At 70.4% G+C, this 26,885-nt stretch carries 25 protein-coding genes; 16 read left to right on the top strand and 9 right to left on the bottom strand.

Annotated features, from left to right (window positions below):
• The 10 genes from soxY to RGD00_RS00530 all read left to right on the top strand — a co-directional run bounded on the left by soxY (window position 1) and on the right by RGD00_RS00530 (window position 9,758).
• Entirely contained in the window at window positions 1–420 is a 420-nt protein-coding gene (gene soxY / locus RGD00_RS00575; protein ID WP_310455128.1) for a thiosulfate oxidation carrier protein SoxY, read from the top strand.
• Between the two features lie 24 nt (window positions 421–444).
• Window positions 445–774: a thiosulfate oxidation carrier complex protein SoxZ gene (gene soxZ, locus RGD00_RS00570; RefSeq protein WP_310455127.1), complete on the top strand. Its 330-nt coding sequence runs from the start codon at window positions 445–447 to the stop codon at window positions 772–774.
• 27 nt (window positions 775–801) lie between these two features.
• Entirely contained in the window at window positions 802–1,668 is an 867-nt protein-coding gene (soxA, locus tag RGD00_RS00565) for a sulfur oxidation c-type cytochrome SoxA (protein ID WP_310455126.1), read from the top strand.
• A 114-nt stretch (window positions 1,669–1,782) separates the two neighbouring features.
• Entirely contained in the window at window positions 1,783–3,477 is a 1,695-nt protein-coding gene (gene soxB / locus RGD00_RS00560; protein ID WP_310455125.1) for a thiosulfohydrolase SoxB, read from the top strand.
• A 16-nt stretch (window positions 3,478–3,493) separates the two neighbouring features.
• On the top strand, window positions 3,494–4,762 hold the full coding sequence (soxC, locus tag RGD00_RS00555; RefSeq protein ID WP_310455124.1) for a sulfite dehydrogenase: 1,269 nt from the start codon (window positions 3,494–3,496) through the stop codon (window positions 4,760–4,762).
• On the top strand, window positions 4,746–5,837 hold the full coding sequence (locus tag RGD00_RS00550; protein ID WP_310455122.1) for a c-type cytochrome: 1,092 nt from the start codon (window positions 4,746–4,748) through the stop codon (window positions 5,835–5,837). The genes soxC and RGD00_RS00550 overlap by 17 nt, the downstream gene beginning before the upstream one ends.
• A 1-nt stretch (window position 5,838) precedes the next feature.
• Window positions 5,839–6,546, top strand: coding sequence for a c-type cytochrome (locus RGD00_RS00545; RefSeq protein ID WP_310455121.1), 708 nt, complete (start codon window positions 5,839–5,841; stop codon window positions 6,544–6,546).
• A 46-nt stretch (window positions 6,547–6,592) separates the two neighbouring features.
• The gene (locus tag RGD00_RS00540; protein WP_310455120.1) at window positions 6,593–7,855 is read left to right on the top strand and encodes an FCSD flavin-binding domain-containing protein; all 1,263 of its coding nucleotides are present in this window, start codon (window positions 6,593–6,595) and stop codon (window positions 7,853–7,855) included.
• 50 nt (window positions 7,856–7,905) lie between these two features.
• Window positions 7,906–8,820, top strand: a complete 915-nt coding sequence (locus tag RGD00_RS00535; protein ID WP_310455119.1) for an MBL fold metallo-hydrolase — start codon at window positions 7,906–7,908, stop codon at window positions 8,818–8,820.
• On the top strand, window positions 8,820–9,758 hold the full coding sequence (locus RGD00_RS00530) for an MBL fold metallo-hydrolase (RefSeq protein ID WP_310455118.1): 939 nt from the start codon (window positions 8,820–8,822) through the stop codon (window positions 9,756–9,758). The genes RGD00_RS00535 and RGD00_RS00530 overlap by 1 nt, the downstream gene beginning before the upstream one ends.
• Window positions 9,759–9,776: 18 nt before the next feature.
• Here the strand turns inward: RGD00_RS00530 and RGD00_RS00525 are convergent, their stop codons facing one another.
• A complete protein-coding gene (locus tag RGD00_RS00525) occupies window positions 9,777–10,838 on the bottom strand; it encodes a YeeE/YedE family protein (RefSeq protein WP_310455117.1) in 1,062 nt (353 codons plus the stop codon).
• 147 nt (window positions 10,839–10,985) lie between these two features.
• Here RGD00_RS00525 and RGD00_RS00520 point away from each other — a divergent pair, with 147 nt between their 5' ends.
• Window positions 10,986–11,264 (top strand): DUF6522 family protein, encoded by a 279-nt coding sequence (locus RGD00_RS00520; RefSeq protein WP_310455116.1) that lies wholly within the window; start codon window positions 10,986–10,988, stop codon window positions 11,262–11,264.
• A 13-nt stretch (window positions 11,265–11,277) separates the two neighbouring features.
• Here RGD00_RS00520 and rnk read toward each other — a convergent pair whose 3' ends face one another.
• Window positions 11,278–11,694 carry a nucleoside diphosphate kinase regulator gene (gene rnk, locus RGD00_RS00515; RefSeq protein WP_310455115.1) on the bottom strand — a complete coding sequence of 139 codons (417 nt, stop codon included), beginning with the start codon at window positions 11,692–11,694 and terminating at the stop codon, window positions 11,278–11,280.
• A gap of 354 nt (window positions 11,695–12,048) precedes the next feature.
• On the opposite strand from rnk, the gene RGD00_RS00510 reads away from it, so the two are divergent.
• The 4 genes from RGD00_RS00510 (at window position 12,049) to RGD00_RS00495 (ending at window position 16,389) form a co-directional block, all read left to right on the top strand.
• Window positions 12,049–13,440 carry a Vgb family protein gene (locus RGD00_RS00510; protein ID WP_310455113.1) on the top strand — a complete coding sequence of 464 codons (1,392 nt, stop codon included), beginning with the start codon at window positions 12,049–12,051 and terminating at the stop codon, window positions 13,438–13,440.
• Between the two features lie 132 nt (window positions 13,441–13,572).
• The gene (locus tag RGD00_RS00505; protein ID WP_310455111.1) at window positions 13,573–14,160 is read left to right on the top strand and encodes a TRAP transporter small permease; all 588 of its coding nucleotides are present in this window, start codon (window positions 13,573–13,575) and stop codon (window positions 14,158–14,160) included.
• On the top strand, window positions 14,157–15,407 hold the full coding sequence (locus RGD00_RS00500) for a TRAP transporter large permease (protein WP_310455109.1): 1,251 nt from the start codon (window positions 14,157–14,159) through the stop codon (window positions 15,405–15,407). The genes RGD00_RS00505 and RGD00_RS00500 overlap by 4 nt, the downstream gene beginning before the upstream one ends.
• A 13-nt stretch (window positions 15,408–15,420) precedes the next feature.
• Window positions 15,421–16,389 (top strand): TRAP transporter substrate-binding protein, encoded by a 969-nt coding sequence (locus RGD00_RS00495; protein ID WP_310455107.1) that lies wholly within the window; start codon window positions 15,421–15,423, stop codon window positions 16,387–16,389.
• 242 nt (window positions 16,390–16,631) lie between these two features.
• Here the strand turns inward: RGD00_RS00495 and RGD00_RS00490 are convergent, their stop codons facing one another.
• The 4 genes from RGD00_RS00490 to RGD00_RS00475 are packed head-to-tail and all read right to left on the bottom strand — an operon-like array spanning window position 16,632 to window position 20,135.
• Window positions 16,632–17,204 (bottom strand): cytochrome b, encoded by a 573-nt coding sequence (locus RGD00_RS00490; protein ID WP_310455105.1) that lies wholly within the window; start codon window positions 17,202–17,204, stop codon window positions 16,632–16,634.
• Entirely contained in the window at window positions 17,201–17,983 is a 783-nt protein-coding gene (locus RGD00_RS00485; protein ID WP_310455104.1) for an ABC transporter ATP-binding protein, read from the bottom strand. The genes RGD00_RS00490 and RGD00_RS00485 overlap by 4 nt, the downstream gene beginning before the upstream one ends.
• Window positions 17,983–19,050 (bottom strand): FecCD family ABC transporter permease, encoded by a 1,068-nt coding sequence (locus RGD00_RS00480; RefSeq protein ID WP_310455103.1) that lies wholly within the window; start codon window positions 19,048–19,050, stop codon window positions 17,983–17,985. Before RGD00_RS00480 ends, RGD00_RS00485 begins: the two co-directional genes overlap by 1 nt.
• Complete coding sequence (locus tag RGD00_RS00475) at window positions 19,029–20,135, bottom strand: ABC transporter substrate-binding protein (protein ID WP_310455102.1); 1,107 nt, start codon at window positions 20,133–20,135, stop codon at window positions 19,029–19,031. Before RGD00_RS00475 ends, RGD00_RS00480 begins: the two co-directional genes overlap by 22 nt.
• A gap of 113 nt (window positions 20,136–20,248) precedes the next feature.
• Between RGD00_RS00475 and RGD00_RS00470 the strand changes: the two genes are divergently transcribed.
• Window positions 20,249–21,109 (top strand): alpha/beta hydrolase, encoded by an 861-nt coding sequence (locus RGD00_RS00470; protein WP_310455101.1) that lies wholly within the window; start codon window positions 20,249–20,251, stop codon window positions 21,107–21,109.
• Here RGD00_RS00470 and RGD00_RS00465 read toward each other — a convergent pair.
• From RGD00_RS00465 to RGD00_RS00455, 3 genes are read right to left on the bottom strand one after another with little or no spacing between them, the layout of a single operon-like run.
• A complete protein-coding gene (locus RGD00_RS00465) occupies window positions 21,052–24,948 on the bottom strand; it encodes an amino acid adenylation domain-containing protein (RefSeq protein WP_310455100.1) in 3,897 nt (1,298 codons plus the stop codon). The two genes, RGD00_RS00470 and RGD00_RS00465, sit on opposite strands and share 58 nt — an antisense overlap.
• Window positions 24,949–24,957: 9 nt before the next feature.
• Complete coding sequence (locus RGD00_RS00460) at window positions 24,958–25,194, bottom strand: phosphopantetheine-binding protein (RefSeq protein WP_310455099.1); 237 nt, start codon at window positions 25,192–25,194, stop codon at window positions 24,958–24,960.
• Complete coding sequence (locus RGD00_RS00455) at window positions 25,191–26,840, bottom strand: (2,3-dihydroxybenzoyl)adenylate synthase (RefSeq protein WP_310455098.1); 1,650 nt, start codon at window positions 26,838–26,840, stop codon at window positions 25,191–25,193. Before RGD00_RS00455 ends, RGD00_RS00460 begins: the two co-directional genes overlap by 4 nt.
• Window positions 26,841–26,885: the final 45 nt, after the last annotated feature.

Genomic DNA, 26,885 nt, shown 5'->3' with positions numbered 1-26,885 from the left:
ATGAACCTTTCCAGACGAGAAGCCCTGTGGGTCGGGCTGGGCGGCCTCGCCTCGGCCGTGCTGGCGACGCCCGCGCTGTCGAAGACGGTGGATGAACTGACCGCGGCCTTCACCGGCGGGGCGGCGGCCGGTACCGGCGGCATCACCCTGACCACGCCCGAGATCGCGGAAAACGGCAATACCGTGCCGGTGTCGGTCGAGGCGCCGGGCGCGGTGGCGATCATGCTGCTGGCCGCGGGCAACCCCGAACCGGCGGTGGCGACCTTCACCTTCGGCCCCGCCGCGGGCAGCCAGATGGCCGCCACCCGCATCCGCCTGGCCAAGACGCAGGACGTGATCGCGCTGGCCAAGATGGCTGACGGGTCCATCGTGCAGGCGCAGGCGACCGTCAAGGTCACCATCGGCGGCTGCGGCGGCTGAGACCCAGGGAACAGGAGAGACAACATGGCATCGGATGCAAAACCCCGCGTGAAGGTTCCCAAATCGGCCAAGGCCGGCGAGGTCGTCGTCATCAAGGCGCTGATCAGCCACAAGATGGAATCGGGCCAGCGCAAGGACAGTTCGGGCAATGTGATCCCGCGCTCGATCATCAACCGCTTCACCTGCGACCTGAACGGCGCGAATGTGGTGGATGTGGCGATCGACCCGGCGGTGTCCACCAACCCCTATTTCGAATTCACCGCCAAGGTCGATGCGGCGGGCGAGTTCAAGTTCACCTGGTACGATGACGACGGCTCCGTCTACGAGGACGTGAAGCCCATCGAAATCGCCTGAGCGCCGCAGGTCGAGGGAGGAGACATCATGCAGCGCCAGAGCCACATGAGACTTGCCGCCACCGTGTTCAGCCTCGCCCTTGCGGGCGGGGCCATGGCCGATCCGGTCGAGGACACGCTGGTGATCGAAACCGACGAGGGCCAGATCGAACTGGTCACGACCACCGCTGCGCCCGCCCATTTGCAGGATGTGATGGACACGATCTGGTCCGGCTGGCATTTCCGCGAGGACGAGACGCGCGATCTGCAGCGCGACGATTTCGACAACCCCGGCATGGTGTTCGCCGACCGGGGGCTCGACAGCTGGAATGCCGCCCAGGGCAAGAACGGCGAATCCTGCGCCGGATGCCATCAGGGGCCGGAAAGCATGAAGGGCCTGCGCGCGGTGTTGCCGCGGGTGGACGAAAAGACCGGCAAGCTGATGATCCTGGAAAACTACGTCAACGCCTGCGTCACCGAACGCATGGGGCTGGAGGCCTGGGGCACCACCGGCGACAAGATGAAGGACATGCTGGCGCTGATTTCCATGCAGTCGCGCGGCGAGGTGGTGAATGTCGCCATCGACGGCCCCGCCGCCCCGTTCTGGGAACAGGGCAAGGAGATCTACTATACCCGCTACGGCCAGCTGGAAATGGCCTGCGCCAACTGCCACGAGGACCAGCAGGGCAAGATGATCCGCGCCGACCACCTGAGCCAGGGGCAGATCAACGGCTTCCCGACCTACCGGCTGAAGGACGCGGGCATGGTCAGCGCGCAGCAGCGGTTCGTGGGCTGCGTCCGCGACACGCGGGCGGAAACCTTCAAGGCGGGGTCCGACGAGTTCAAGGCGCTGGAGCTTTACGTCGCCTCGCGCGGCAACGGGCTGAGCATCGAGGGCGTGTCCGTCCGGCACTGACTTTCGCCGGCCCCCGCGCGGGGGCCGGTTTCCCATCCGTAACAACAGACGAAGACAACCGTCCGCCGCGCCTGCGCGACCGGACCGGTCATTCCGCAAGGCAAGGAGAAGGCGATGATCACCCGCCGCGAATTCCTTCAGGCTTCGGTGGCGGCCTCGGCCATCGTCGGCCTGTCGGGCTTTGGCAACTGGTCGCGGCTGGCCGCGCAGCAGGCGCTGACGCAGGACCAACTGTTGCAGTTCGACGATTTCGGCAATGTCACGTTGATCCACATCACCGACATCCACGCGCAACTGCGCCCGATCTGGTTCCGCGAACCGGAAATCAACCTGGGCGTCGGCGGGGCCAAGGGTCAGCCGCCGCATGTGACCGGCGCCGATTTCATCAAGATGTTCGGCCTGAAACCCCAATCGCCCGAGGCTTACGCGCTGACGCACGAGGATTTCACCGCCCTTGGCCGCGCCTATGGCCGGATGGGCGGGATGGACCGGGTGGCCACCGTGGTCAAGGCGATCCGCGCGGCGCGGCCCGATTCGATCCTGCTCGACGGGGGCGATACCTGGCACGGGTCCATGACCAGCTTCCTCACCAAGGGGCAGGACATGGTGAACGTGATGAACGCGCTCGGCACCGATGCGATGACCAGCCATTGGGAATGGACCTACGGCACCGAGCGGGTGAAGGAAATCGTGGAGGGCGAACTGAACTTCCCCTTCCTCGGCGCGAACATCTTCGACGCAGAATGGGACGAACCGGCGTTCGAGCCCTACAAGATCTTCGAACGCGCCGGCCAGCGCATCGCCGTGATCGGGCAGGCGTTTCCCTACATGCCCATCGCCAACCCGCGCTGGATGTTCCCCGAATACAGCTTCGGCATCCGTGAAGAACGCATGCAGCAGGTGGTGGACGAGGTGCGCGCCGCGGGCGTCGATCTGGTCGTCTGCCTGTCGCACAACGGTTTCGACGTGGACAAGAAGATGATCGGCCGCGTCAAGGGCATCGACGTGATCCTGACCGGCCATACCCACGACGCCGTGCCCGAACCCGTGATCGTCGGCGACACGATCCTGATCGCCAGCGGGTCCAACGGCAAGTTCGTGTCGCGCGTGGATCTCGATGTGCGCGACGGCCGCATGATGGGCTTCCGCCACAAGCTGATCCCGATCTTTTCCGACGTGATCGCCCCCGACCCCGACATGGCCGCGCTGATCGAGGCCGAACGGGAGCCCTTCAAGGCGGATCTGGAAGAACAGGTCGGCACCACCGAAAGCCTGCTCTACCGCCGCGGCAACTTCAACGGCACATGGGACGACCTGATCTGCGACGCGATCCGCAGCGAGCGCGACGCGCAGATCGCCATGTCGCCCGGCGTGCGGTGGGGGCCGTCGCTGCTGCCCGGCGACGCGATCACGCGCGAGGATATCCACAACGTCACCTCGATGACCTACGGCGCCTGCTACCGGACCGAGATGACGGGCGAGATGCTGAAAACCATCCTCGAGGATGTGGCCGACAACCTTTTCAACCCCGATCCCTACTATCAGCAGGGCGGCGACATGGTGCGCGTCGGCGGGCTCGGCTTCGCCATCGACATCGGCAAACCCATCGGCGAGCGGATCACCGACATGGTGCTGTCCGATACCGGCGCGGCGATCGAGGCGGCCAAATCCTACACCGTCGCCGGATGGGCCAGTGTCAACGAAGGCACCGAAGGGCCCCAGATCTGGGATGTGGTCGAAAGCCATATCCGCAAGATCGGCACCGTCCGGCTGGAACCCAACACCTCGGTCCGCGTGACCGGGATCTGACGAAGGAGCGTTCGCCATGACCGACGAACCCGCAAGCGGCCCCTCGCGCCGCGGTTTTCTGCGCGGCACCGCGCTGGCCGGCGCCGGGCTGGTGGCCGGCACCGCCGCCCGCGCCGCCACCCCCGATCCCCTGATCACAGAGGTGCAGGACTGGGCCAGCAGCTTCGGCGACCCGGTGGATGCAGTCCCCTACGGCATGCCGATCCGGTTCGAATCCCATGTGGTCCGCCGCAATGTGGAATGGCTGACGGAAAGCCCCGTCAGTTCGATCAACTTCACCCCGATCCACGCGCTGGAAGGCACGATCACCCCGCAGGGCGTCGCGTTCGAGCGGCACCATTCCGGCGCCATCGAACTGTCGAAACAGGACTACCGGCTGATGATCAACGGGCTGGTGGACCGGCCGCTGGTCTTTACCTACGAGGATCTGACCCGCTTTCCCCGCCGTGTGATGACCGCCTTTTGCGAATGCGCGGCCAACGGCGGGATGGAATGGGGTGGCGCGCAGCTGGAAGGCTGCCAGTTCACGCAGGGCATGATCCACAACATGGAATATGCCGGCGTCATGCTGCGCGACCTGCTGGCAGAGGCGGGGGTCCAGCCCGAGGGCAAGTGGATCTATGTCGAGGGCGCGGATGCGTCGTCGAACGGCCGGTCCATCCCGCTGGAAAAGGCGATGGACGACGTGATGGTCGCCTTCTTCGCCAATGGCGAGGCGTTGCGCAAGGAACATGGCTATCCCGTCCGGCTGGTGGTGCCGGGCTGGGAAGGCAACATGTGGATCAAGTGGCTGCGCCGCATCGGGGTCTATGACCGCGCGGTGGAAAGCCGCGAGGAAACCTCGAAATACACCGACCTGATGCCGGACGGGCGGGCGCGGAAATGGACCTGGGTGATGGATGCGAAATCGGTCATCACCTCGCCCTCGCCGCAGGTGCCGATCCGCCATGGCAAGGGGCCGCTGGTCATCACCGGGCTGGCGTGGTCGGGCAATGGCGCGATCACCCGGGTGGACGTGTCGGTCGATGGCGGCAGGACCTGGGCCGAGGCGCGGATTTCCGGCGACGCGAAATCCAAGGCGCTGACGCGGTTCCACTATGACATGGACTGGGACGGGGCAGAGATGTTCATCATGTCCCGCGCGGTGGATGAAACCGGCTATGTCCAGCCCACCAAACAGGCGCTGCGCGACATCCGCGGCCCCAACAGCGTCTATCACAACAACGGGATCCAGGTCTGGTGGGTCCGCGCCGACGGAGAGGTCGAGAATGTCGAAATCGCGTAACCTGGCCCTCGGCGCCGCCCTTCTGCCGCTTCTGGCCGCGCCTGCGCTGGCCGGACCGCTCGGCCTCGGCCGCCCCGCGCTGCCCGAGGAAGTCGCCGCCTGGGACGTGGCCGTGCTGCCCGACGGGCGCGGGCTCAAGCCCGGCTCGGGCGATGTGATGACCGGGGACGAGGTGTTCGCGGAAAAATGCGCCGCCTGCCATGGCGAATTCGCCGAAGGGCTGGACAGCTGGCCCGCGCTGTCGGGGGGCGAGGGCAGCCTGACGGACCCGCGCCCGGTCAAGACCATCGGCAGCTACTGGCCCTATCTGTCGACGGTCTGGGATTACGTCCACCGCTCGATGCCCTTCGGGGCGGCGCAGACGGTGACGGCGGATGAAACCTATGCGATCACGGCCTTCCTTCTCTACTCGAACGGGCTGGTGGACGAGGATTTCGTGCTGTCGGACGCGAATTTCGCCGAAATCGTGCTGCCGAATGTCGAGGGGTTCTATGTCGACGACCGGCCGGAAACCGAATATCCCCTGTTCCGGGCCGAACCCTGCATGACCGATTGCCGCACCACGGCGCCAGAGGTCACGAAACGCGCGGTGGACCTGAACGTGACGCCCGAAGATCCCGATGGCCGCCCGGCGGGCACGATGCCCGACCTGCGCATGGCGGCGGCGGATGCGGCCCCGGCGGCGGAACCGGCCGAGCCCGCGGCCGAGGAACCCGCAGAGGCGGAGGATACCCCCACCCATGCGGCGGCGGATCCCGCGCTGCTGGCCGAGGGGGAAAAGGTGTTCAAGAAATGCGCCGCCTGCCACAAGGTCGGCGACAACGCCAAGAACGGCACCGGGCCGCTGCTGAACGGCATCGTCAACCGCACCGTTGGCACGGTCGAGGGCTTCAAGTATTCCAAGCCGATGGCCGATGCGGGCGCGGGCGGGATGGTCTGGGACGCGGCGAACCTCGACGCCTATCTGGCCGATCCCAAGGGCTTCATGCCCAAGAACAAGATGGCCTTCGCGGGCCTGAAGAAGGCCGGGGAACGCGCGGCCGTCATCGCCTATCTTGCGACCTTCGGGGACTGACATGGCACTGCGCGCGGGCCTTGTCGCGCTGGTGCTGGCCGTGGCGGGGGGCGCCCCCGCCGCGGCCGAGGAAATCGGCGATGCCGACCGCGGCGCGACCGTGTTCAAGCGCCAGTGTTCGGCCTGCCACAAGGTCGGGCAGGGCGCGCCGAACGGGATCGGGCCGCAGCTGAACGGCATCTTCGGGCGGCGCGCGGGGGCGGCCCCCGGTTTCAAATATTCCAAAAGCATGGCGCGCATGGGCGCCGATGGCCTGACATGGACGCTCGACACGCTCGACGCCTATGTCAGGAACCCCAAGGCGCTGGTGTCGGGCACGCGGATGAACTATCGCGGGCTGGCCGACGATGCCGCGCGGGGCGCGCTGCTGGCCTTCCTGCGCGAATGGTCCGACCGGCCGCAGAACATCCCCGAGGCCGAACCGACCGCCCGCAAGACCGAACCGGGCCTCGACCCCGCCATCCTCGCCATCGAGGGCGACCCGGACTATGGCGAATACCTGTCGTCGGAATGCACCACCTGCCATCAGCGCGACGGGTCCGATCAGGGCATCCCCTCGATCACCCACTGGCCCGAAGAGGATTTTGTGGTCGCCATGCATGCCTACAAGCAGAAGTTGCGCCCCCATCCGGTGATGCAGATGATGGCCGGGCGGCTGTCGAACGACGAGATCGCGGCGCTTGCCGCCTATTTCGCCGCGCTGGAATGAACCCCGCGGGCGGACCCCCGCCCCCGGCCATCCAAGGGAGGAACGGATGAACCTGAACAGACGGCTATTCATCGGCACCGGGCTTGCGGCCTCGGCCCTTCTGTCGGCGCCGGCGGTGCTGGCGCAGGCAAAGCCCCGCGTCGTGGTCATCGGCGGCGGCGCGGGCGGGGCGACCGTGGCGCGCTATCTGGCCAAGGACGGGCAGGGCGCGCTGGACGTGACGCTGGTCGAGGCGAACCCGATCTACACCACCTGCTTTTTCTCGAACCTCTACCTCGGCGGGTTCCAGAGCTTCGAGAACCTCCAGCACGGCTATGACAAGCTGGCGTCGGGCGGGGTGAACGTGATCACCGACACCGCGACGGCGGTGGACCGCGCGGCGCGCACGGTGACGCTGGCGGGCGGGCAGGTGCTGCCCTACGACCGGCTGGTGCTGTCGCCCGGGATCGACTTCAAGGACGGGTCGGTCCCTGGCTGGACCGTCGCGGATGCCGAAATCATGCCCCATGCCTACAAAGCCGGGCCGCAGACGCAGCTGCTGAAGGCGCAGATCGAGGCGATGCCGCAGGGCGGCACCTTCGCCATGGTCGCGCCCCCCAACCCCTACCGCTGCCCGCCGGGGCCCTATGAACGCATCAGCATGGTCGCCCATCTGCTGAAGCAGACGAACCCCACGGCCAAGATCCTCGTTCTGGATCCCAAGGACAAATATTCCAAACAGGCGCTGTTCGAGGAAGGCTGGCAGAAACACTACCCCGGCATGGTCGAATGGATCGGCCCCGACATGGGCGGCGGCGCGGTCGAGGTGCGCCCGGCGACGATGGAGGTCGTGATCGATGGCGAGGCCGAAAAGGTCGATGTCTGCAACGTGATCCCTGCGCAGGTGGCAGGGCAGATCGCCGCCATCGCGGGCGTCACCGCGGACAGCGGTTGGGCCCCGGTGCATCCTGACAGCATGAAGTCGAAGATGGACGAGAACGTCTTCGTCCTCGGCGATGCCAGCGCGCAGGGCGACATGCCGAAATCGGGCTTTTCCGCCAACAGCCAGGCCAAGGTCGCGGCGATGACCATCCGGGGCGAGTTGCTGGGATCCAAGGTCTTTCCGGCCAAGTATTCCAACACCTGCTGGTCGCTGATCGCGCCCGACGACGGGGTGAAGGTCGGCGCGTCCTACGAACCCAACGCAGAAAAGATCGCCTCGGTCGAAAGCTTCATCAGCCAGACGGGCGAGGACGGGGCGCTGCGCAAGGCGACCTATGAGGAAAGCCTCGGCTGGTACGCCGGGATCACCGCCGACATGTTCGGCTGACACCACCCGGGCGGCCCCCCGGGGCCGCCCCCTGACCTGACAGGTGCCCCATGCTGACCCGCCGTCATATCCTTGTCGCTGCCGCCGCCGCCCTTGCCGCGCCCCTTGCCCCCCGCCGGATCTGGGCGGGCACCTCGCTTGCCTTCGGGGGGATGCGGATCGACACCCTGTCGGACGGCCATCTGGTATTGCCGGTGGATTTCACCTTCGGCGATCTGGCGGGGGATGAGGTCGCGGCCCTGCTGGCCCGCCACGGCATGCCGGCGGACCAGATGACCCCGCCCTGCAACGTCACCCTGCTGCGCGACGGCACGAACACGGTGCTGTTCGACGTGGGGTCCGGCCCCGATTTCATGCCCACCGCCGGCAAGCTGGCCGAGGCGCTGGCGGCGCTGGATCTGGCCCCCGAGGACGTGACGCATGTGGTGTTCACCCATGCCCATCCCGACCATATCTGGGGGCTGCTGGACGAATTCGACGAACCCCTGTTCCCCGCGGCGGAACATGCCATCGGCGCGGTGGAACATGCCTACTGGACCGACCCCGCGACCGTGGACACCATCGGCGAGGCGCGCGCGACCTTCGCCATCGGCGCCGCCCGGCGGCTGGAGGCGGTCGCGGACAGCATCCGCCTGCTGGAGGACGGCGAAGAGGTTCTGCCCGGCCTTACCGCCCGGCTGACCCCCGGCCACACGCCGGGCCATATGGCGTTCGAGCTGCGCAGCGACGCGGGCGCCGCGATGGTCGTGGGCGATGCCATCGGCAACCACCATATCGCGTTCGAGCGCCCGGACTGGGCCTCGCCCTCGGATCAGGATCCGCCGCTTGCCGCCGCGACGCGGGTGGCGCTGATGGAACGGCTGGCGGCCGAAGGGATGCCGATGATCGGTTATCACCTGCCCGGCGGCGGTATCGGGCGGGTCGTGAAGGCGGGCGATGCCTGGCGGTTCGAGGAGATGGAATGATGCGTTACCTTGCCCTGCTGCTGCTCGCCACGCCCGCCTTCGCCTCCGAGGACATCGCCGACCAATACCCGCAATCGGTGCTCTATTCCAAACCCGTCGAGGTGATCCCCCACGTCTTCACCGCCATCGGGGCCACCGCGCCGCCGACCTATGAAAACGCGGGCCACAACAACAACCTGTCGTTCATCGTGACCGGCGACGGCGTGGTAGTGGTCAATTCCGGCGCGTCATGGAAACTGGCCGAGGCGCTGCATGCCGAAATCCGCGCGGTGACGGATCAGCCGGTGCGGCTGGTCATCAACGAGAACGGGCAGGGGCATGCCATGCTCGGCAACGGTTACTGGGCGGCGCAGGGGGTGCCGATCCTCGCCCATGAAGAGGCGGCAGAGGAATTCGCCGATACCGCGGGGCAGGGGCTGTCCGCGTTGCAGAACTATGCACGCGAAAACGCCGAAGGTACGGTGATCGCCGCGCCGACGGAAACTTTCACCGACCGCAAGGTGATCGAGATGGGCGGCGTCACGATCGAGGTGCTGCATCTCGGCCCCGCGCACAGCCCCGGTGACACGCAGGTCTGGATCCCCGCATGGTCGATGATGATCGCGGGCGACATCGCCTTTCACGAACGCATGCCGCCGATCTTCGAGGGCACCTGCACCTCCTGCTGGATCGAGACATGGGACAACGCGCTGGTCCCGCTGGCGCCCACCTATGTCATTCCCGGCCACGGCCATCCCACGAACCTCGCGCAGGTGCAGCGGTACACGCGCGACTATCTGCTGGACCTGCGCGAAAAGATCGCCGCGCATCTGGAGGACGGCGGCGATCTGGCCGGGGCCTATTACGTCGACCAGTCGCGGTGGGCGCATCTGGATACGTTCGAGGAACTGGCGACCAAGAACGCCGGCGTGGTCTTTGCCGAGATGGAGTTCGAGTGACGCCCGAAAGGCCGGGGCTCAGGCCGTCACCCGTTCGCGCTGCTGGTCCACCAGAAAATCCGTGACCACCGCGCCGATCCACATGCACAAAAGCGCGAGCCAGGCGGTGGCGGCGAAGATCGACCCGCCCGTCACGCCCGCGCCGATCGCACAGCCCCCGGCCAGCATCGCGCCGAAACCCATCAGCACCGCCCCCGCCATCGACCGGCGCATCTGGCTTTCGCCGTCGAAGCCCTGAAACCGCAACTCGCGCCGCAGCGCCGCGCCGACAAAGGCGCCGAGCGCCACGCCCGGCACCAGCCCGATGTCGAAATCCAGCGCCGGGTTGTCGGTCAGGAAGAACATCAGCATGTTGGCCGAAGGCCCCGAAAAGGTGGCCGAGGTCACGCTGACCGGCTCGAATGCCACCTGCGACAGCTGGAAGGTCAGCACCCAGCCCATCGCCACCGCAAAGCCCACGCCCGAGGCAAAGACCAGCACCCCCCAGCCGATGGCCTGCCGCGCCGCCAGCCACAGCGCCAGCGCCGCGGTGGCCAGCCCCAGCACCAGCCCCGTGCCCTCGGGCAGCGCCAGCGCCGCCATCAGGTCGAGGTTGCGCCCCCCCGGGGTCACCCACAGCCCCGCGAGCCATTGCCGCAGCGGCGCCAGCCAGCCGTGCAACGCCATCTGCGCCACCACCGCGAAGATCAGCCCCGACACGACCGACCGCAGGTTGCCCGTCGCCGCCAGCACCAGAAGCCGCCCCGAACAGCCGCGCGCCAGCACCATGCCCGCGCCGAACATCAGCCCGCCGATCACCGCGCCCGACCACGACCCGGTAACGGCCATCATCCGCGCCTCGTCGGGCCGGAAGAGGCCGGCGAGCCGCGCGCCCTGCACCCAGATCACCGCGGTGGAAAAGGTCAGCAGCCAGACCGCCACCCGCGGCCCCAGCCGCCCGCGCGCGAATTCCACCGTCGCCGCGCGCAGGCAGAAGGACGACCGTTGCGCTGCGAACCCGAACACCGCCCCGGTCAGCAAGCCGAAGAGGGCGGCGAGCCAGGGCTCCTCGATCAGGTCCAGAAGGGGGGTCAGGTCCATACGCATGCCTCCCGCGCGGGGCTTTCGTCGGGACGACGATGCCCCGCGCGGCGCCTTGCGTCCTTGATCTGCGTCATGCTGCGCGCTTGTTCCCGGGGCGGGGTTGCCGCAATATGCATAAAAGATACCGAATTACAGGAGGCGGACATGGCCGAGGTCACGCGCGCGGGCGAGGGGTTCACCGTCGAGGCCGGGGTTCTGGGCGCGGCCTTCGGGCTCGACCCCGCAGAGGTGCCGGACCTGCTGCGCGCAGGCCGCATCACCAGCCGCTGCGAGGCGGGGGTGGAGGCAGACCTGGGCCGCTGGCGGCTGACCTTCTTTCACGCCGGGCGCGCGTTGCGGCTGACGGTGGATGACGGCGGGCAGATCCTGTCGCGCAGCCTTTACGACACGCCGGGCCGCGCGGCGGCTTCGGACACAGCCTGACCGCCGTCGCGCCTCAGGCCGCGTCGCCGCCCGCATCGGCTGGCGCGACGCTGACCACCGTCAGGTCCCGCATCTCGCCGCCCCGGGTTTCCCAGGAAAACCGCGCCCCGGCTTGCAGACCCAACAGCGCCACCCCGATCGGGGTCATCACCGAAACCCGGCCCGCGTCGATATTCGCATCCTCGGGGAACACCAGCGTCACCACCTGTTCGCGCCCGTTCGATTCGTCGCGGTAGGTGACGCGGTTGCCGATGCTGACCACATCCGCCGGCATCTGCGCCGGCTGCACGATGCGCGCGCGGGCCAGTTCGGTCAGCAGGCGGTCGGCCAGATCGGGCTGGCGGGTCATCGCGCCCGAGGCCAGCGCCTCCAGATGGTCGAGAAGGTCGGCGGCGATGGTGATGCGGGGCGGCGCGGGTTTGCGGGCCATTGGGTGATCCTTTCGAGGGGGCGCGGCGGCGGGCGCGGGCGGCCCGCGGGGCTTGGGGGAAGGGGCGCTGACGAAGGAGGGGGACCCCGGGCGGCTGGCTCAGCGCAGACACGCCCCTGCCCGGGGCAGGAAGCGCGTCAGCAGCGATCCGGCATGGCACCGGAACCTGCACCGGAGGGTGAATCTGGCCATGCGCGCAGGCTAGGCCGGTTCGCGGGGCAGGTCAATCGGTGCGGGATCGCCGCGGCGGCGGTGGAGAATCTTGACAAAAACCCTCAATCTTCGGATGTAGGGGCAGCCAGGCGCGGCCCCCGGCCCGTCACGCCAGAACGCGACACAACCCAAGGAAAAGACATGAATAACGTGATCGGGCGCCGTGGGCTTCGTGCCGCGCTGCTGTCTTCCGCGCTTCTGGCCGGCGCCGCGCCGCTCTGGGCCGAATCGGTGTTCGACGCGCCGGCGGAATTCACCGGCATGGTGCAGTTCATGCCCTCCGGCGCATCCGCGATCTATGCGGGCGACGAGATCGAGGTGCGGGGCGACCGTTTCGCCCCGGGTCAGGAAATCCGCCTGCTGCGCGGCACCGCCGCGCTTGGCGAAGGGATCGTGGCCGATGCCGAGGGCAAGTTCGCCTTCCGCACGACCCTGCCCGGGGATGCGGCGCTTGGCCTGCATCCGGTGGTGGTGCAGACCGAAGCCCCCGACAGCGCCACGGTGATCACGCTCAAGGTCTCGCCCGAGATCCCGCTTTCGGGGGCCGAGAGGTTCGACATCGCCGCTGTCGCCGCGGGGCCGGGGCTCTATCAGGTTGCGGTCAGCGACAAGAACGGCTGGCTGTTCGTGACCTCGGCCAACGGCCGCCCGCCGGTGAAGGAATCGAAGCTGCAAAAGCTCGATGCCCGCACGCTCGGCCTGCTGGCAGAGGTGACGCCGGCCGATGCCCCCGCGCGGGGCGACCGCGAGGGGGGCGTCCATGCCGTCTATGGCGTGGGCGTGGACGATGCGAACGGCACCGTCTGGGTCACGAACACGCGGCAGGAAACGGTGGCGGTCTACCGGCAGGACGACCTGTCGCTGGTCAAGCAGTTCGAACCCGGCGTGGTGCCGCATGCGCGCGACGTGGTGGTGGATGCGGCGGCGGGCCGCGCCTATGCCTCGACCTCGACCACGGGACAGATCGCCGTCTTCGACACCGCGACGCTGGAGGTGCTGGAGCCGATCCGCATCGCCTCGAAACAGCGGGGCGGAGAGTTCGGGGCGATGAGCCTCGCGCTCGATGCCGAGGGGGGCAAGCTCTATACCGTGTCGCTGAACACGCCCGAGGTCGCGCGGGTCGATCTGGCCACCGGCGCGGCGGATGTGTTCGCCCTGCCCACGGCGCAGCGCGGCGCGGGGATCGCGGCGGATCCGGCGACGGGGCGGATGTTCGTGGTGGCGCAGGGCACCGACAACCTCGTGGCGCTGGATGCCGGGGGCAAGGTTCTCTACGACGTGCCGGTGGGCGCGGGGCCGCTGAACGTGGCCTGGCACAAGGGCGCGAACCTGCTGGTGGTGACCAACCGCGCCGCGGGCACGCTTACGGCGGTGAATGCCGATGACGGGCAGATCGTGGCCAATCTCGACGGCGGTTCTTTCCCCAACCATGTCGCGGTGGCGGCGGATGGCACCATCTATGCCGTCAACAAGCGCCGCGGGGCAGAGGATGCCACGGGCGACCATGTCCGATCGTTGCGGCTGAAGGACTGACCGCACCACGGGCGCCGGGCGGGCCGCGAGGGCAACCCTGCGGCTCGCCCGGTCTGTGGGGGCGGCTAAAACTGATTGAAACAGTCGGATAATCCCCCTATCACTCCCCCCGTGAACCTGGAGGATACGGCCATGCGGGCAGGGGCCCTGCTGCTGCGGATCGACCGGCGGCTGGCGCAGGCAGAGGCGGCGCTGGCCGGCGTGATGACGGCGGTGGTGCTGGTGGTGATGGTGCTGGCCACGGCCATGCGCGCCACCGGCCGACCCCTGATCTGGGCCGACGAGGCCGCGATTTCCGCGATGGTCTGGGCGGGCTTCATGGGCGCCGCGGCACTGTTCGCCGGGCAGCGGCACATGGCGGTGACGCTGCTGGATGAAATGCTGGGCGAAACGGGGCGGCGCAGGCTGGGCCGGGTGGTGTCGGTGCTGATGCTGGTGGGGTTCCTCGGGCTCGACTGGATCGTCTGGCGCTGGTTCGACCCGGTGGGGCTGATCCGCGCCGGGGGCGGGCAGGCGCTGGCGGCGCAGAGCTTCAACTATCTCTATATCGAGCCGACGCAGACGCTCGGCTTCGCCAAGGTCTGGGTCTGGGCGGTGCTGCCGCTGTTCGCGCTCGGCGGCACGGTCCATGCCTTGGTGGCGCTGGTGGCGCCCGCGCAGGCCGCCCGCGCGCATGCCGCGGCGGATGCGGCCCGGGCGGCAGGGCAGGCGGCGGCATGATCGCGGCGTTCGGCTTCGTCGGCCTTTTCATACTCGGCCTGCCGGTCGTCGCGGTGCTGCTGGCGGCGGCGGTGATCCTGATCGCCGAACGCGGCGACTGGGTGCTGCTGGAAAGCCTGCCGCAACAGCTGGTGTCGGGCATCGACAGTTACGGCCTGATGGCGCTGCCGCTGTTCATCCTTCTGGGCGAGGCGATGGCGGCGGGCGGCACCGGGCGGCGGCTGATGCGGCTGGCGCTGGTGATGGCCGGGCCGGTGCGCGGGGGCCTTGCGCATGTGAACCTCGCCGCGAACGTGATGCTGGCGGCGATCCTCGGGTCCGCCGTGGCGCAGCTGACGGTGATGACCCGCATGGCCGTGCCGGAAATGGAGGCCGCGGGCTATCCGCGCGACGAGGCTGTGGCGGTGACGGCGGCCGGGTCGCTGCTCGCGCCGGTGCTGCCGCCCTCGATGATGTTCATCATCTATGGCGTGATGGCGCAGGTGCCCATCGGCGCGCTGTTCATCGCCGGGATCGTGCCGGGCATCCTGCTGGCGGCGGCCTTTCTGGGCGTGATCGCCTGGCGTGCGCGGCGCGTGCCCTATCCGCCGGCGCAGCGGATGGACCCCCGCGCCCGCCGCGCGGCGGTGCTGGGGGCGCTGCCGGCGGCGACGATCCCGGCGCTGGTCGTGGCCTCCATCGCCGCCGGCATCGCCACCCCGACCGAGGCGGGGGCGCTGGCCGCGGCGCTGGCCATCGTGCTGGGTCTTTTCGTGCACCGGGAAATGGGCTGGCGCGACCTGCCGGGGCTGTTCGTGCGCGCCGGGCTCGGGTCCGCGGCGGTGCTGCTGCTGATCGCCACGGCGCAGGTGCTGGCCTGGGTGCTGGCCTATGCCGGGGTGCCGGGGGCCATGGCGCGGATGCTGTCGGCGGTGACGGATTCGCCGGTGACGTTCCTGCTGATGATGAACCTGCTGCTCTTCGCGCTCGGCACCGTGCTGGAACCCGTGCCGGCGCTGACGCTGACGGTGCCGGTGCTGCTGCCGGTGGGGATCGACGTCTACGGCATCGACCCGGTGCATCTGGGGGTGGTGATCTGCGTGAACCTCGCGCTCGGCCTTTTGACGCCGCCGGTGGGGGCGGGGCTGTTCGCCGCCGCCGCACTGTCGGGGGTGTCGGTCGCGCGCATTTCCTGGGTGCTGATGCCCTATCTTCTGGCCGCCGCGGCGGTGCTTCTGGGCCTTTCCGTCTGGCCCTACGTCCTGTGATCGAGGAGGAGACATGACGAGACACTTCCTGCGCTGGTGCGCGGGCCTGACGCTGGCCCTGGGCCTTGCCGCCCCGGCGGCGGCCGACACGCTGCGCATCGGGCTGATCACGCCGCCAGGCCACCAGTGGACGAAATCGGCCGAGGCGCTGTCGGCCCGGCTGGCCGCGGAAACCGGCGGGCGGCTGGATCTGTCGGTGCATCCGGCGGGCCAGCTGGGATCCGAGGCGCAGATGCTGCAGCAGTTGCAGACCGGCGCGCTCGACCTCGCCTTCTTCACGGTCGGCGAACTGGCGATGCGGGACGCCGATTTCGGCGCGCTGCTGGCCCCCTATCTGGTGGCCGACATCGCCGGGGCGCAGCGCCTGCTGCACGGGCCGACCGCGCAGGGCCTGCTGGAAAAGGCCCGCCCGATGGGGCTCGAGGGGCTCGGCTTCGGGCTGGCGGGGATGCGGCAGGTGCTGCTGGCGAAACCCGCCGCCACGGGTGCGGATCTGGCCGGGCGCAAGATCCGCACCGTGCCGCTGCCGCAGGAACTCGACTTCTGGACCAAGGTCGGCGCGACGCCCACGCCGCTGCCGCTGCCCGCGCTTTACGACGCGATGGCGAACGGGCAGATCGACGGGATGCAGATCGACTACGAAGGCGTGTGGAACAGCCGCTATTTCGATCTGGGCCAGCAGATGCTGGCGACAGATCACATGATCTTTCCGTCCGTCGCCGTCGCCTCGGCCCGCCGGTGGGCCGCGCTGCCCGAGGCCGACCGGACCCTGATCGCCGGGGCCGTGCGCGCCGAACTCGACGCCATGTTCGACGCCTATGCCGCGATCGACGCCGACTATCGCGCCCGGATCGAGGGCGCGGGCTTCACCGTCACCCCGGTGGGGCGCGATTTCTTCGGCACCGCGGTGGATGACTGGTACGCCGAATGGCGGGTGAAAACCCCGGTCCTGCTGGAACTGGAGGCCGAAGCCGCGCACTGACCGCGCCAGACCCGACGGGAAAGGGCCGCACCCCCCGGGGCGCGGCCCTTTTTCCTGCGCCCCCGCCCGGCGGTATCGCGGGCGGATGGGGCAGGAGCCTCCGGCGGGGATATTTAAGGACAGAAAATGAACAGGGGTCATGCGCAAGACCCGTCTGCCTCCATTTTCTGTCCCTAAATATCCCGGGGGTCCGGGGGCTGGCCCCCGGCGCCGTCCCATCCACCGGGCCCGGCGCCGGGGTCTTACCCCCGCCCGGCCATCCGCCGCAGCGTGCCGTCGCGCCAGAGCCCCTCGTGCACCGCGACCATCGCCACATGGCCCAGAAGCAGCAGCGCCAGCAGCCAGCCCATCACCCCGTGCACGCCATTCCCCAGGGCGACCGCCCAGGCCACGACATCCGTTTCCGCCCGCGCGGGAAAGACCGTCAGGCCCCAGACCTGCAACCCCCGCGGCCCGCCCCAGGCGCGGATCAGCGCCGCCGCCGGCACCGCCAGCATCAGCGCGTAAAGCGCCAGATGCCCGAGCCGCGCGGCGATCCCCGCCAACCCCCGCCCATGCGCCGGCCGCCGCCCCCGCATCGCCATCGCCCAGAGGATGCGCGCCACCACCAGCACGAACAGCGCCGTGCCCACCGCCGGATGCAGGCCGACGAAGAACGACACCACCGGCATCCGCCCGAGCGCCGCGCGCAGGATCATCCCCGTCAGCTGCCACAGGATCAGCCCCGCCATCGCCCAGTGCAGCAGGCGGCTGACGCGGCCATAGCGGTCGGGGCTGTCCAGCCAGGCAGAGGTCATCCGGAAATCCTTCGTCATGCCGACAGCCCGTCCACCATCACGTTGATCCGCCCGCGCGAACAGCGTTCCACCCGCGCGTCGATGCCATAGACGCGGGCGAGCGTTTCAGGCGTCAGCACGTCGTCGGGCGTGCCCGCCGCCGCCAGCCGCCCGTCCGACAGCAGCAGGATCCGGTCGGCCCAATGCGCGGCCAGCGTCAGGTCGTGCAGCACGGCGATGACGATGCGCCCCTCGCGCGCCAGCGCCCGGACCTCGTTCAGCAACTGGAACTGGCGTGCGAGGTCGAGCGCGGATGTGGGTTCGTCCAGCAGCAGCAGCCGCGGGTCGCGCACGATCGCCTGCGCCAGCCCCACCAGCTGCCGCTGCCCCCCCGACAGCGCCGACAGCGGCCGGGGCGCCAGCCCCGCGATGCCGAAGCGGGCGAGCGTTTCCAGCGCGTGGCGGCTGGCCTCGGGCCCCGGCAAGGCGCGCCCGGCCAGCCCGCCGCCCGCATGCAGCGCCGCCAGCAGGCTGTCGAGCACCGACAACCCGCCCGCACCGCCGATCTGCTGCGGCATCATCCCGATCAGCCGCGCGCGGTCGGCCCGGCCCATGCGGGCAAGATCGGCGCCCTCCAGCGTCACCCGACCTGTGGCGGGGATCATCTGCGCCAGCGCCAGCAGCAGCGTCGATTTGCCGGCCGCGTTGGGCCCCGCCAGCACCGTCAGTTCCCCCGCAGGGATGGGCGGCAGGTCCAGCGCCGCGATCACCGCCGCGCCGTTGCGGCGCACGCTCAGCCCCTCGGCCCGCAGGTCCATCACACCCCCCGCCGCAGGATCAGCGCCACGAAGATCGGCAGGCCCACCAGCGAGGTCACGATCCCCACCGGCAGCAGGATCCCCGGCACCAGCAGTTTCGATGCGACCGAGGCCAGCGACATCAGCACCGCGCCGGTAAAGACGCTGGCGGGCAGCAGGAAGCGATGATCCTCGCCCACCGCCAGCCGCGCGATATGGGGCCCCGCAAGGCCGACGAAACCGATGACGCCCACCAGCGACACCGCCGCCGCCGCCAGCACCGAAATGCGCAGCAGCGCCATCCGCCGCAGCCCCGCCACGTCGAAGCCGAAGGCGCGCGCCTGATCGGCGCCGAGCCGCAGCGCCGTCAGCCGCCACGACGCCCGCAACGAAAACGGCAGGCAGACCGCCAGCAGCGCCGCCAGCAGCACGATCCCGTCCCACCGCGCGCCCGCAAGGCTGCCCATCGTCCAGAACACCAGCTGTTGCAGCGCATCGGGCGAGGCCACGAACTGCACCAGCGCCAGCAGCGCCCCGGCGGTGAAGTTCACCGCGATGCCCAGAAGGATCACCACCTCGGTCCCCCCGCCGCGCAGCCGCGAGGCCAGTTGCAGCAGGCCGAGCGCCCCCATCGCAAAGACGAAGGCATTGGCCGACACCGCCCAGACCGGCGGCAGCCCCGGCAGCGACAGCCCCAGCACCAGCGCCACCCCGGCGCCGAGCGCGGCAGAGGCCGACACACCGAGGGTAAAGGGTTCGGCCAGCGGGTTTTCCAGCACCGTCTGCATTTCCGCCCCGGCCAGCGACAGCGCCGCGCCGACCAAGAGCGCCATCAGCGCCACGGGCAGGCGCACCTGCCAGACGATGACGGCGGTGCCGCGGTCGACCTCCTGCCCCGTCAGGGCGCGCAGGACGGATTCGAACGGCAGGCCCGAGGGCCCCGAGGTCAGGTCCACCACCAGCGACGCCACCGCCGCCAGCGCCAGCACCACGACCAGCAGCCAGCGCCGCCGCGTGCGCGCGGTTTCCCCGGCGAGGATCGCCTCGAAACTGGCCCCGGTATCCCTCACTTCAGCGTCACCCACCATGTGCCGGGCACCTGCACGGGGGCGAAGCGGCCGGTCAGGTCGCGCATCGTGGCCTCGGGGTCCAGATCGGCGAAAAGGTCGGGGTGGAACAGCTGCGCCAGCCGCTCGATCAGCGCGATGTGGAAGAGCGAATCGTTGAACATGTGCCAGATGCCCAAGGCGCGGCCCTCTTCCACCGCGCGCAGGCCCGACAGGCCGGGGGCGGCGACCAGCGCGGCGAGCGAGGCGCGCGCCGCCGCCGCGTCGTAACCCGCGCCCAGAACCAGCCCGCCGCGCGCCGCCATATGCTGGCCGCCGGTGGCAAGATAGACGTCCGGGTCCGCCGCGATCAGGCTTTCCAGCGACAGGTTGCCCATCACGCCGGGCACCAGATCGCGCCCGATGTTGTGCCCGCCGGCGGCGGTGACGAAATCGTCGAACACGCCCGCGCCCACCGTGGGGCAGCAGCGGTCGGGCCCGGCATGGACCTGCACGAAGACGCGGGGGGAGGCGGGTTTCGCCGCCGCCAGCCGGTCGGCGATGCGGGCCAGATGGGCCTGATAGACCCCGGCGAATTCCGCCGCCCGCGCCTCTGCCCCCGTCACGGCGCCGAGGAACGCCAGCGAGGGCAGCGAATTCTGCATCGGCTTGGCGAAGAAATCTACGAAGGCATAGGGGATGCCCGCCGCCTGCAACTGCGCCAGCGGCTGCGCCATCTGCGGATCGGTCGCATCGACCAGCGCCAGCAGCACCAGATCGGGTTGCAGGGCGATCACGCTTTCCACCGACAGTTGCCGGTTGCCCGCACCCACCGCCGGGATATCGGCGATGCCGGGGAAGCGTTCGGCATAGGCGGCCTCTGTCACCGGATCGAGCGCCTTGTCCTGCCGCCAGCCCGCGACCAGCGCCACCGGGTTTTCATGCAGCATCGCCAGCACCCCCAGATGCCGCCCCTCGCCCAGAACGATGCGCTGCGCGGGGGCGTCCAGCACCACCGCGCGCCCGGTGATGTCGGTCGCGCGGATCTCTGCCAGCGCCGGGGTGGCGAGCACGGCGGCCAGCGCGGCGGCGGCGAGGCGGCGCAGGATCGGAACAAGGCGGGACATGGGGCACCAGAAAGGTAAGGCCGGGGTCGCGGGCAAGGAAGTTTACTTGACCGCGTTTGTCAACTATTCAACGGAAAATTGTTCCGCCGCAATGCCGCAGGCCGTTCCGACCGATGACCACGACTTCCCCCCTGCCGCCGCACGCCGGGCGCGACAGCACCTTCGCCCTGCTGGATGCGCCGCCCGCAACCCATGCCATCGCCACCCGCGTGCTGGACCGCGGCCAATGCGGCCCCGATGACGCCGAGGCCCCGGCCTATCGGCTGTTCCTCGCCGTGCCGCGCGCGGCCCCGCCGCCGGGGGGCTGGCCGATCCTCTACATGCTCGACGGCAACGCGGCCTTCGATTTCCTGACGCCCGCGATGCTGGAAGGGGTGCCGGGGCTGATCGTCGCGGGCATCGGCTATGACACCGAAAAGCAGTTCGCCCGCAGCCAGCGCATCCGCGACTACAGCCCCCCCGCCGCGCCCGGCGCCCCCCTGCGCCCCGACCCCCACCACCCCGAACGGCTGGCAGGCGGGGCAGAGGTGTTCGTCGCCCGCCTGACCGGCCCGATCCGGGCGGCGGCCGAGGCAGGGCTGGCGGTGGACGGGACGCGGCGGGCGCTGTGGGGGCATTCCTTCGGCGGGCTCTGTTCGCTTTACGCCGCCTGCACGCGGCCCGGCGCCTTTGCGCGCCATGCGGTCATCAGCCCCTCGGTCTGGTGGGACACGCCGCTGGTGGAGGCGCTGGTGGCGCAGGCGCGGTTCGACCGGCACTCCACGCGGTTCTACATGGCGATGGGCGACAGCGAAAAGCGCACGGGCAGCGCGGGGCCGCCGCCCGATGGCCCCTCGCCCGTCACGATGGCGGTCTTTGCCGCGGTGGCGGCCAAGCCCGGCGTCGCGGCGGCGACGGAGGTCTATCCCGGCGCGGTTCACATCGCCGCACTGCCGGCATCCATCCCCGCCGCGCTGGCGCTGGCGGCGGCCTGATCCGCCGCCCGCATCCGCGCCTCCAGCGCCGGGGCGATGGCGGCCACCGCAGCCTCGCCCAGCATCTCGGCGTGCTTCAGGGGCAACTCCATCCCCTCGACCGCATCGGCATGTGGCGCCCACCGCGCCGCCGTCAGGTCGCGCCCGGCATGGTCGCGCCCGGCGCGGATGTGGAACAGCGTTCCGGCCAGATGCCGGTGGTGATGGCTGCGCATCATCCGGTTGGTGCCCGTCACCAGCCGCACCACCGCATCCAGCACGGGTTCCGGCAGACTGCCGAGCGGCGTGCGGTGCTGGCCGAGGAAGGCCACCACCTTGGCCCGGCTGTCGAGATCCGGGTGCGCGTCGGGGTCGTGGCCCGCGATGGCCAGCAGCGCGCGCAGGGCGGCGGCGGCGTCGGGTTCGGGTTCGGCCCGCCAGCATTCGGCCGGATAGGCGTCGATCAGCGCCACCACCCCTGCGGGGCGGCCCGCCTTGGCCAGTTCCACCGCGATGTCCTGCGCAAGGATCCCGCCAAGCGACCAGCCCGCCAGATGCACCGGCCCCTCGGGCGCCAGCGCCGCGATGCGGGCGGCGTAATCGGCGGCCAGCGCGGCCAGCGTGGCGGGGATCGTGCCGCCCTCCATCAGCGGCGATTGCAGCGCCCAGACCGGGCGGCTTTCCAGCGCGCGGGCAAGGCGGCGATAACACCAGCCGAGCCCCCCGGCGGGATGGATCAGCACCAGCGGCGGCCCCTCGCCCTGCCGCAGCGCCAGCAGGGGGGAAAGGCCCGACCGCGCCTCTTCCGCCGCCTCCATCGCGCGGGCAAGGGCGGCGATGCCCGGCGTCTCGAAGATCTGTCCAAGGCCGGGGGCGCGGGAAAACACCTCTTCCAGCCGCAGGGCAAGGGTCAGCGCCGACAGGCTGTCGCCGCCGAGCGCGAAGAAATCCGCCTCGCGCGGGGGGGGATCGGTCAGGTGCAGCACCTCGGCGTAAAGCGCAGCGATGCGTTCCTCGACCGGGCCGCGGGGAGGCGTGCCGGCGGGCGCGGCCAGCAGCGGCGCGGGCAGCGCGCGGCGGTCGAGCTTGCCGTTCGCGGTGACGGGCAGCGCGGGCAGGGCGACGGTGGCGGCGGGCAGCATATGCGCCGGCAGCCGCAACGCCAGCGCCGCCGTCAGCGCGGGCTCGCTGAACCCCCGGTCGGCGGGCACGACATAGGCCACCAGCCGCTTCGGCCCGCCCGCATCCGCGCGCGCCAGCACCACGGCTTCGGCCACAAGGCCGGTGGCGCGGACTTCGGCCTCGATCTCGCCCAGTTCCACGCGCATGCCGCGGATCTTGACCTGATGGTCGGCGCGCCCGAGATAGACCACCGCCCCGTCCGCCCGCCGCAGCGCCAGATCGCCGGTGGCGTAGAGCCGCGCGCCCGGGTGGAACGGGTCGGGGCGGAAGGCGGCGGCGGTCAGGTCGTCGCGGCCCAGATAGCCGCGCGCCAGCTGCACACCGCCGAGGTACAGTTCGCCCGGCACCCCCGGCGGCACCGGCCGCATGCGCGCGTCCAGCACCAGCAGCGCGGTGTTCCAGACCGGCCAGCCGATGGGCAGGGGGGCGGAGGTGTCGCCCACGCCCGCCTCCCACCACGACACGTCCACCGCGGCCTCTGTCGGGCCATAGAGGTTGTGCAGCGCCCCTTGGATGCGGGCGTGGAAATGGCGGCGGTGGTCGGGCGTCAGTTCCTCGCCCGAGGCGAAGACGCGCGGCACCGCGATGCCTTCGGACGCGGGCGCGGCAAGGAAGGCCGACAGCATCGAGGGCACGAAATGCAGCGCGGTGATGCCATGGCCCCGGATCGCCCGCGCGATCGCCGCCGGGTCGCGATGCGCGCCGGGGGCGGCAAAGACCAGCGTGGCGCCGCTGAGGTACGGCAGGAACAGTTCCCATACCGACACGTCGAAGGTGGTCGGTGTCTTTTGCAGGATCCGGTCGGCGGGGCCGAAACCGTAATGGTCGCGCATCCACAGCAGGCGGTTCACGATGGCGCGGTGTTCGATCATCACGCCCTTGGGCTCGCCGGTCGACCCCGAGGTGAACAGCACATAGGCCAGATCGCCGGGCGTGGCGGCGGGTTCGGGCGCCTCTCCGGCCACGGGCCAGTCGGCGGGCGCGAAGGGCGCCATGCCGCCCGCGTTCAGTCCGGCCTCGGCCAGCAGCACCACGGCCTCCGTCCGCGCCAACAGCGTGGCGAGCCGCGCGGGCGGGTTTTCGGGGTCGAGCGGCACGAAGGCCGCGCCCGCGCGCAGCGTGGCGACCAGCGCCACCGCCAGATGTTCCGACCGGGGCAGGGCCACCGCCACGATCCGCCCCGGCCCCGCCCCGCGCGCCCGCAGCGCGGCGGCAAGGGCGGCGGTGCGGCGGTCGAGTTCGGCATAGCTGAGCGTGGTGTCGCCAAAGACCACCGCCGCCGCATCCGGCGTGGCGCGCATCTGCGCCGCGATCAGCGCATCCAGCGTGGTGTCGGGCAGGGGATGGGCGGTGGCGTTCACGCCCTCGACCAGCCAGTGGTGTTCGGCGGGGGTGACGGTGGGCACATCGGCCAGCCGGTCCGCCGCAAGTGCCGCTTCCAGAAACGCCGCCAGCCGTTCGGCATGGGCCTGCGTTTCCGCCGCCGTGTAAAGGCCGGGGTTCGTGTCCACCTCCAGCGCCAGTTCGCTGCGGGCATCGCCCCGGAACGTCACCGTCAGGTCATCCACCGCGCCTGCGGACAGGATGTGCAGCCGCGTGTCCATCCCCGCGAATCGCGGCGCCACGTCGAAGGGCTGGATGTTGACCAGCGGGCCATAAAGCCGCTCGTCGATGCCCGTCCGGCGCAGGTCGCGGCGCATCTGTTCGGACCGGTAGCGCCCGTGGCGGCGCAGGCGTTGCAACCGCGCCGCACCCTCGGCGAAGAGGGTGTTCAGCGCCATGTCCTCGTCGGCCTCCCACCGGAAGGGCAGGACGTTCATCCACATGCAGGGCACGCGCGCGGCCTTGGTGCCGAGCCGCGCCATATAGGGCAGGCCCGTGACCCGCGCGCCTTCGCCCGACACGCGCGACAGATAGGCGGCGGACAGCAGCGTCAGCACCTCTGGCCAGGGCGTGCGGGCGGCGCCGGCGCGGGCGGTCAGGCGCGCCATCAGCGCGGCGGGCAGGTCGATCCGGTGGCGGTGGTAGCCATGCCCGCTCAGCGCCCGCGCGCCTGCCGGGCCGGGGCCCGCGACGCCGCCCAGATCCTTCAGTTCCGCCAGCCAGAAGGCGCGGTCCTCGGCCCGTTTCGGGTTGTCGCGCCAGGCGGCGTCTTCCTCGAACGCGGCTTCCAGCGGGGCGAAGGGCGGCGGTTCGGGGGTGCCGTTGGCGGCGGCGGTGTAAAGCTCGCCCACCCGGTTGGTGAACATGACGAAGGCATAGCCGTCCGTCGCCAGATGGTGGATGCGCTGGTACCAGTACCAGTGATCGGGGCCGAGACGGTAGAGCGTGAACCCCGCCAGCGGATCATCCGCCAGATCCCGCGCGCGGGCGCTGTCGGCGGCCATCCGCGCCCGCGCCTCTGCCGCCGGGTCGGGCAGGGCGGACAGGTCGGCATGGGCCAGCACCGGGGGCGCGGCCAGCCACTGGACGGGCCGCCCGTCGCGCCGCCCGAACCGCAGCGACAGCGCCGGGGTCTGCGCCACGGCGGCGTCGAAGGCCGCCTGAAACCGCGCCACATCCAGCGGCCCGCGCAGTTCCACATATTGCCCGGTGTTCAGGATCGGGTTCGCCGGGTCCAGCGCCTGGACGTACCAGAGCCCCTCCTGCGCCTCCATCAGGGGGCGGGTTCTGTCCATGTCCTGCCCTCAAGCCCCCGATTGCAGCCGTTCGGCCTCTGCCCACCATGCGGCCAGCGTCAGCCGTTCGGACAGCACGCCATAGTCGATCGCGACCCCGGCGGCTTCCCACCGCAGCATCAGGTCCATCAGCCGCATGGAATCGAGCCCGAGGTCGTAGACGTTCTCCTCCATCCCGATGGCCTCGGGGGGCAGGTCCAGCGCGGCGGCCAGATCGGCGCGCATGTCGTCCAGCGTCAGGGTCATGCCTGCGGTTCCTTCTGCCCGGGTTCCGGCGCGGTGTAGCGGTCGCGAAGCGCGGCGCGCAAGGCCTTGCGGCTGATCTTGCCGACGGCGGTGGTTTCGAAATCGGGGACGAAGATCACCCGGTCGGGGACCTTGAACTCGGCGATCCCCCGCGCGCGGACGAAGGCCTTGATCGCGGGGGCGGTGGGGTCGGCGCCTGCGCGGGGGACGACGAAGGCGCAGCTGCGTTCCCCCAGGACGGGGTCGGGCAGGGCCACCACCGCCGCGTCGAACACATCGGGATGGGCGAGGATATGGTCCTCGACCTCCTCCGCCGAGATCTTTTCGCCCGCGCGGTTGATATGGTCGCCCGCGCGGCCCCGCACCTCCAGATAGCCCCCCGGCAGGCGGCGCACGATGTCGCCGGTGCGGTAGAACCCGTCGGGCGTGAAGGACCGCGCGTTGGCGGCGGGTTCGTCGTGATAGGCGCGGATCGTGTAGGGGCCGCGGGCATAAAGGTTGCCCGGCGCGCCTTCCGCCACCGGATTGCCGTCGTCGTCCAGCACCAGCACCTCGTCATCGGGGCTGATCGGGCGGCCTTGGGTGTTCACGATGATGTCCTCGGGGTCGTCGAGGCGGGTGTAGTTCACCAGCCCCTCGGCCATGCCGAACACCTGTTGCAACGTGCATCCCAGCACCGGGCGGACCCGCGCCGCCGCCTCTGCCATGAACTTCGCGCCGCCGACCTGCAACACCTGAAGGCTGGACAGGTCGTATTTGCCGCGCGGCGCGGCCTGTAGCCACAGCAGCGCCAGCGGGGGCACGAGGCCGGTGATCGTGACCCGTTCGGCCTCGATCAGGCGGAAACAGGTGTCGGGCGTGGGGTTCGGGGCCAGCACCACGCAGGCCCCGGCCGACAGCGCGCCGAAGAACCCGGGCGAGGACATGGGGAAGTTGTGGGCCGCCGGAAGGGCGATCAGCATCACGCTGTCGGGCGTCAGGCCGCAGATGCCGGCGGATGCGGCGAAGCTGTAGATGTAGTCGTCATGCGTGCGGGGGATCAGCTTGGGCAGGCCGGTGGACCCGCCCGAGATCTGCAGGAACGCCACCCCGCCCGGGTCGCGCGGTTCCGGCGCGGCCATGGGGGCGGCATCGGCCAGCGTGGCAAAGGGCGTCAGCCCCCCGGCGCCCTCGCCCGCGATCACGGCATGGGCGACGCCCGGCAGGGCCAGCACCCTGGCCGCCAGCGGGCGATAGTCGAACCCCTCGTGCCGGTCGGCGGCCAGATAGGCCCGCGCGCCGGATTTCGCGGCCAGATGCAGCACCTCGGTTTCCCGATGCGCGGGCAGGGCATAGACCGGCACCAGCCCGGCATAGAAAAGGCCAAGAACGCCGGTCAGGAATTCCGCCCGGTTGGGCATCTGCACCAATACCCTGTCGCCGGGGTTCAGGCCGAGCGCGCGGAACCCGGTGGCGATGCGCCGGGCGGCATCGGCCAGTCCGGCATAGGTCAGCCGCACCTCGCCCGCCACCAGCGCCGGGCGGGGGCCATGCGCCGCCGCCAGCCGGTCGAGCATCTGCCCGAAGGTTTCCCCCTTCCACCAGCCGCGGTCGCGGTAGCGGCGGGCGAAATCCTCGGGCCAGATCTGGGCGGGGTCGGCGGTCATGGTCTTGTCCTTCTCGGCAGGGTGGCGGCGGCGGCCCCGGTCAGG

It is taken from the genome of Ruixingdingia sedimenti, assembly GCF_031432425.1.
GTDB classification, from domain to species: domain Bacteria; phylum Pseudomonadota; class Alphaproteobacteria; order Rhodobacterales; family Rhodobacteraceae; genus Ruixingdingia; species Ruixingdingia sedimenti.
This window is presented reverse-complemented; position numbering and strand designations above follow the sequence as displayed.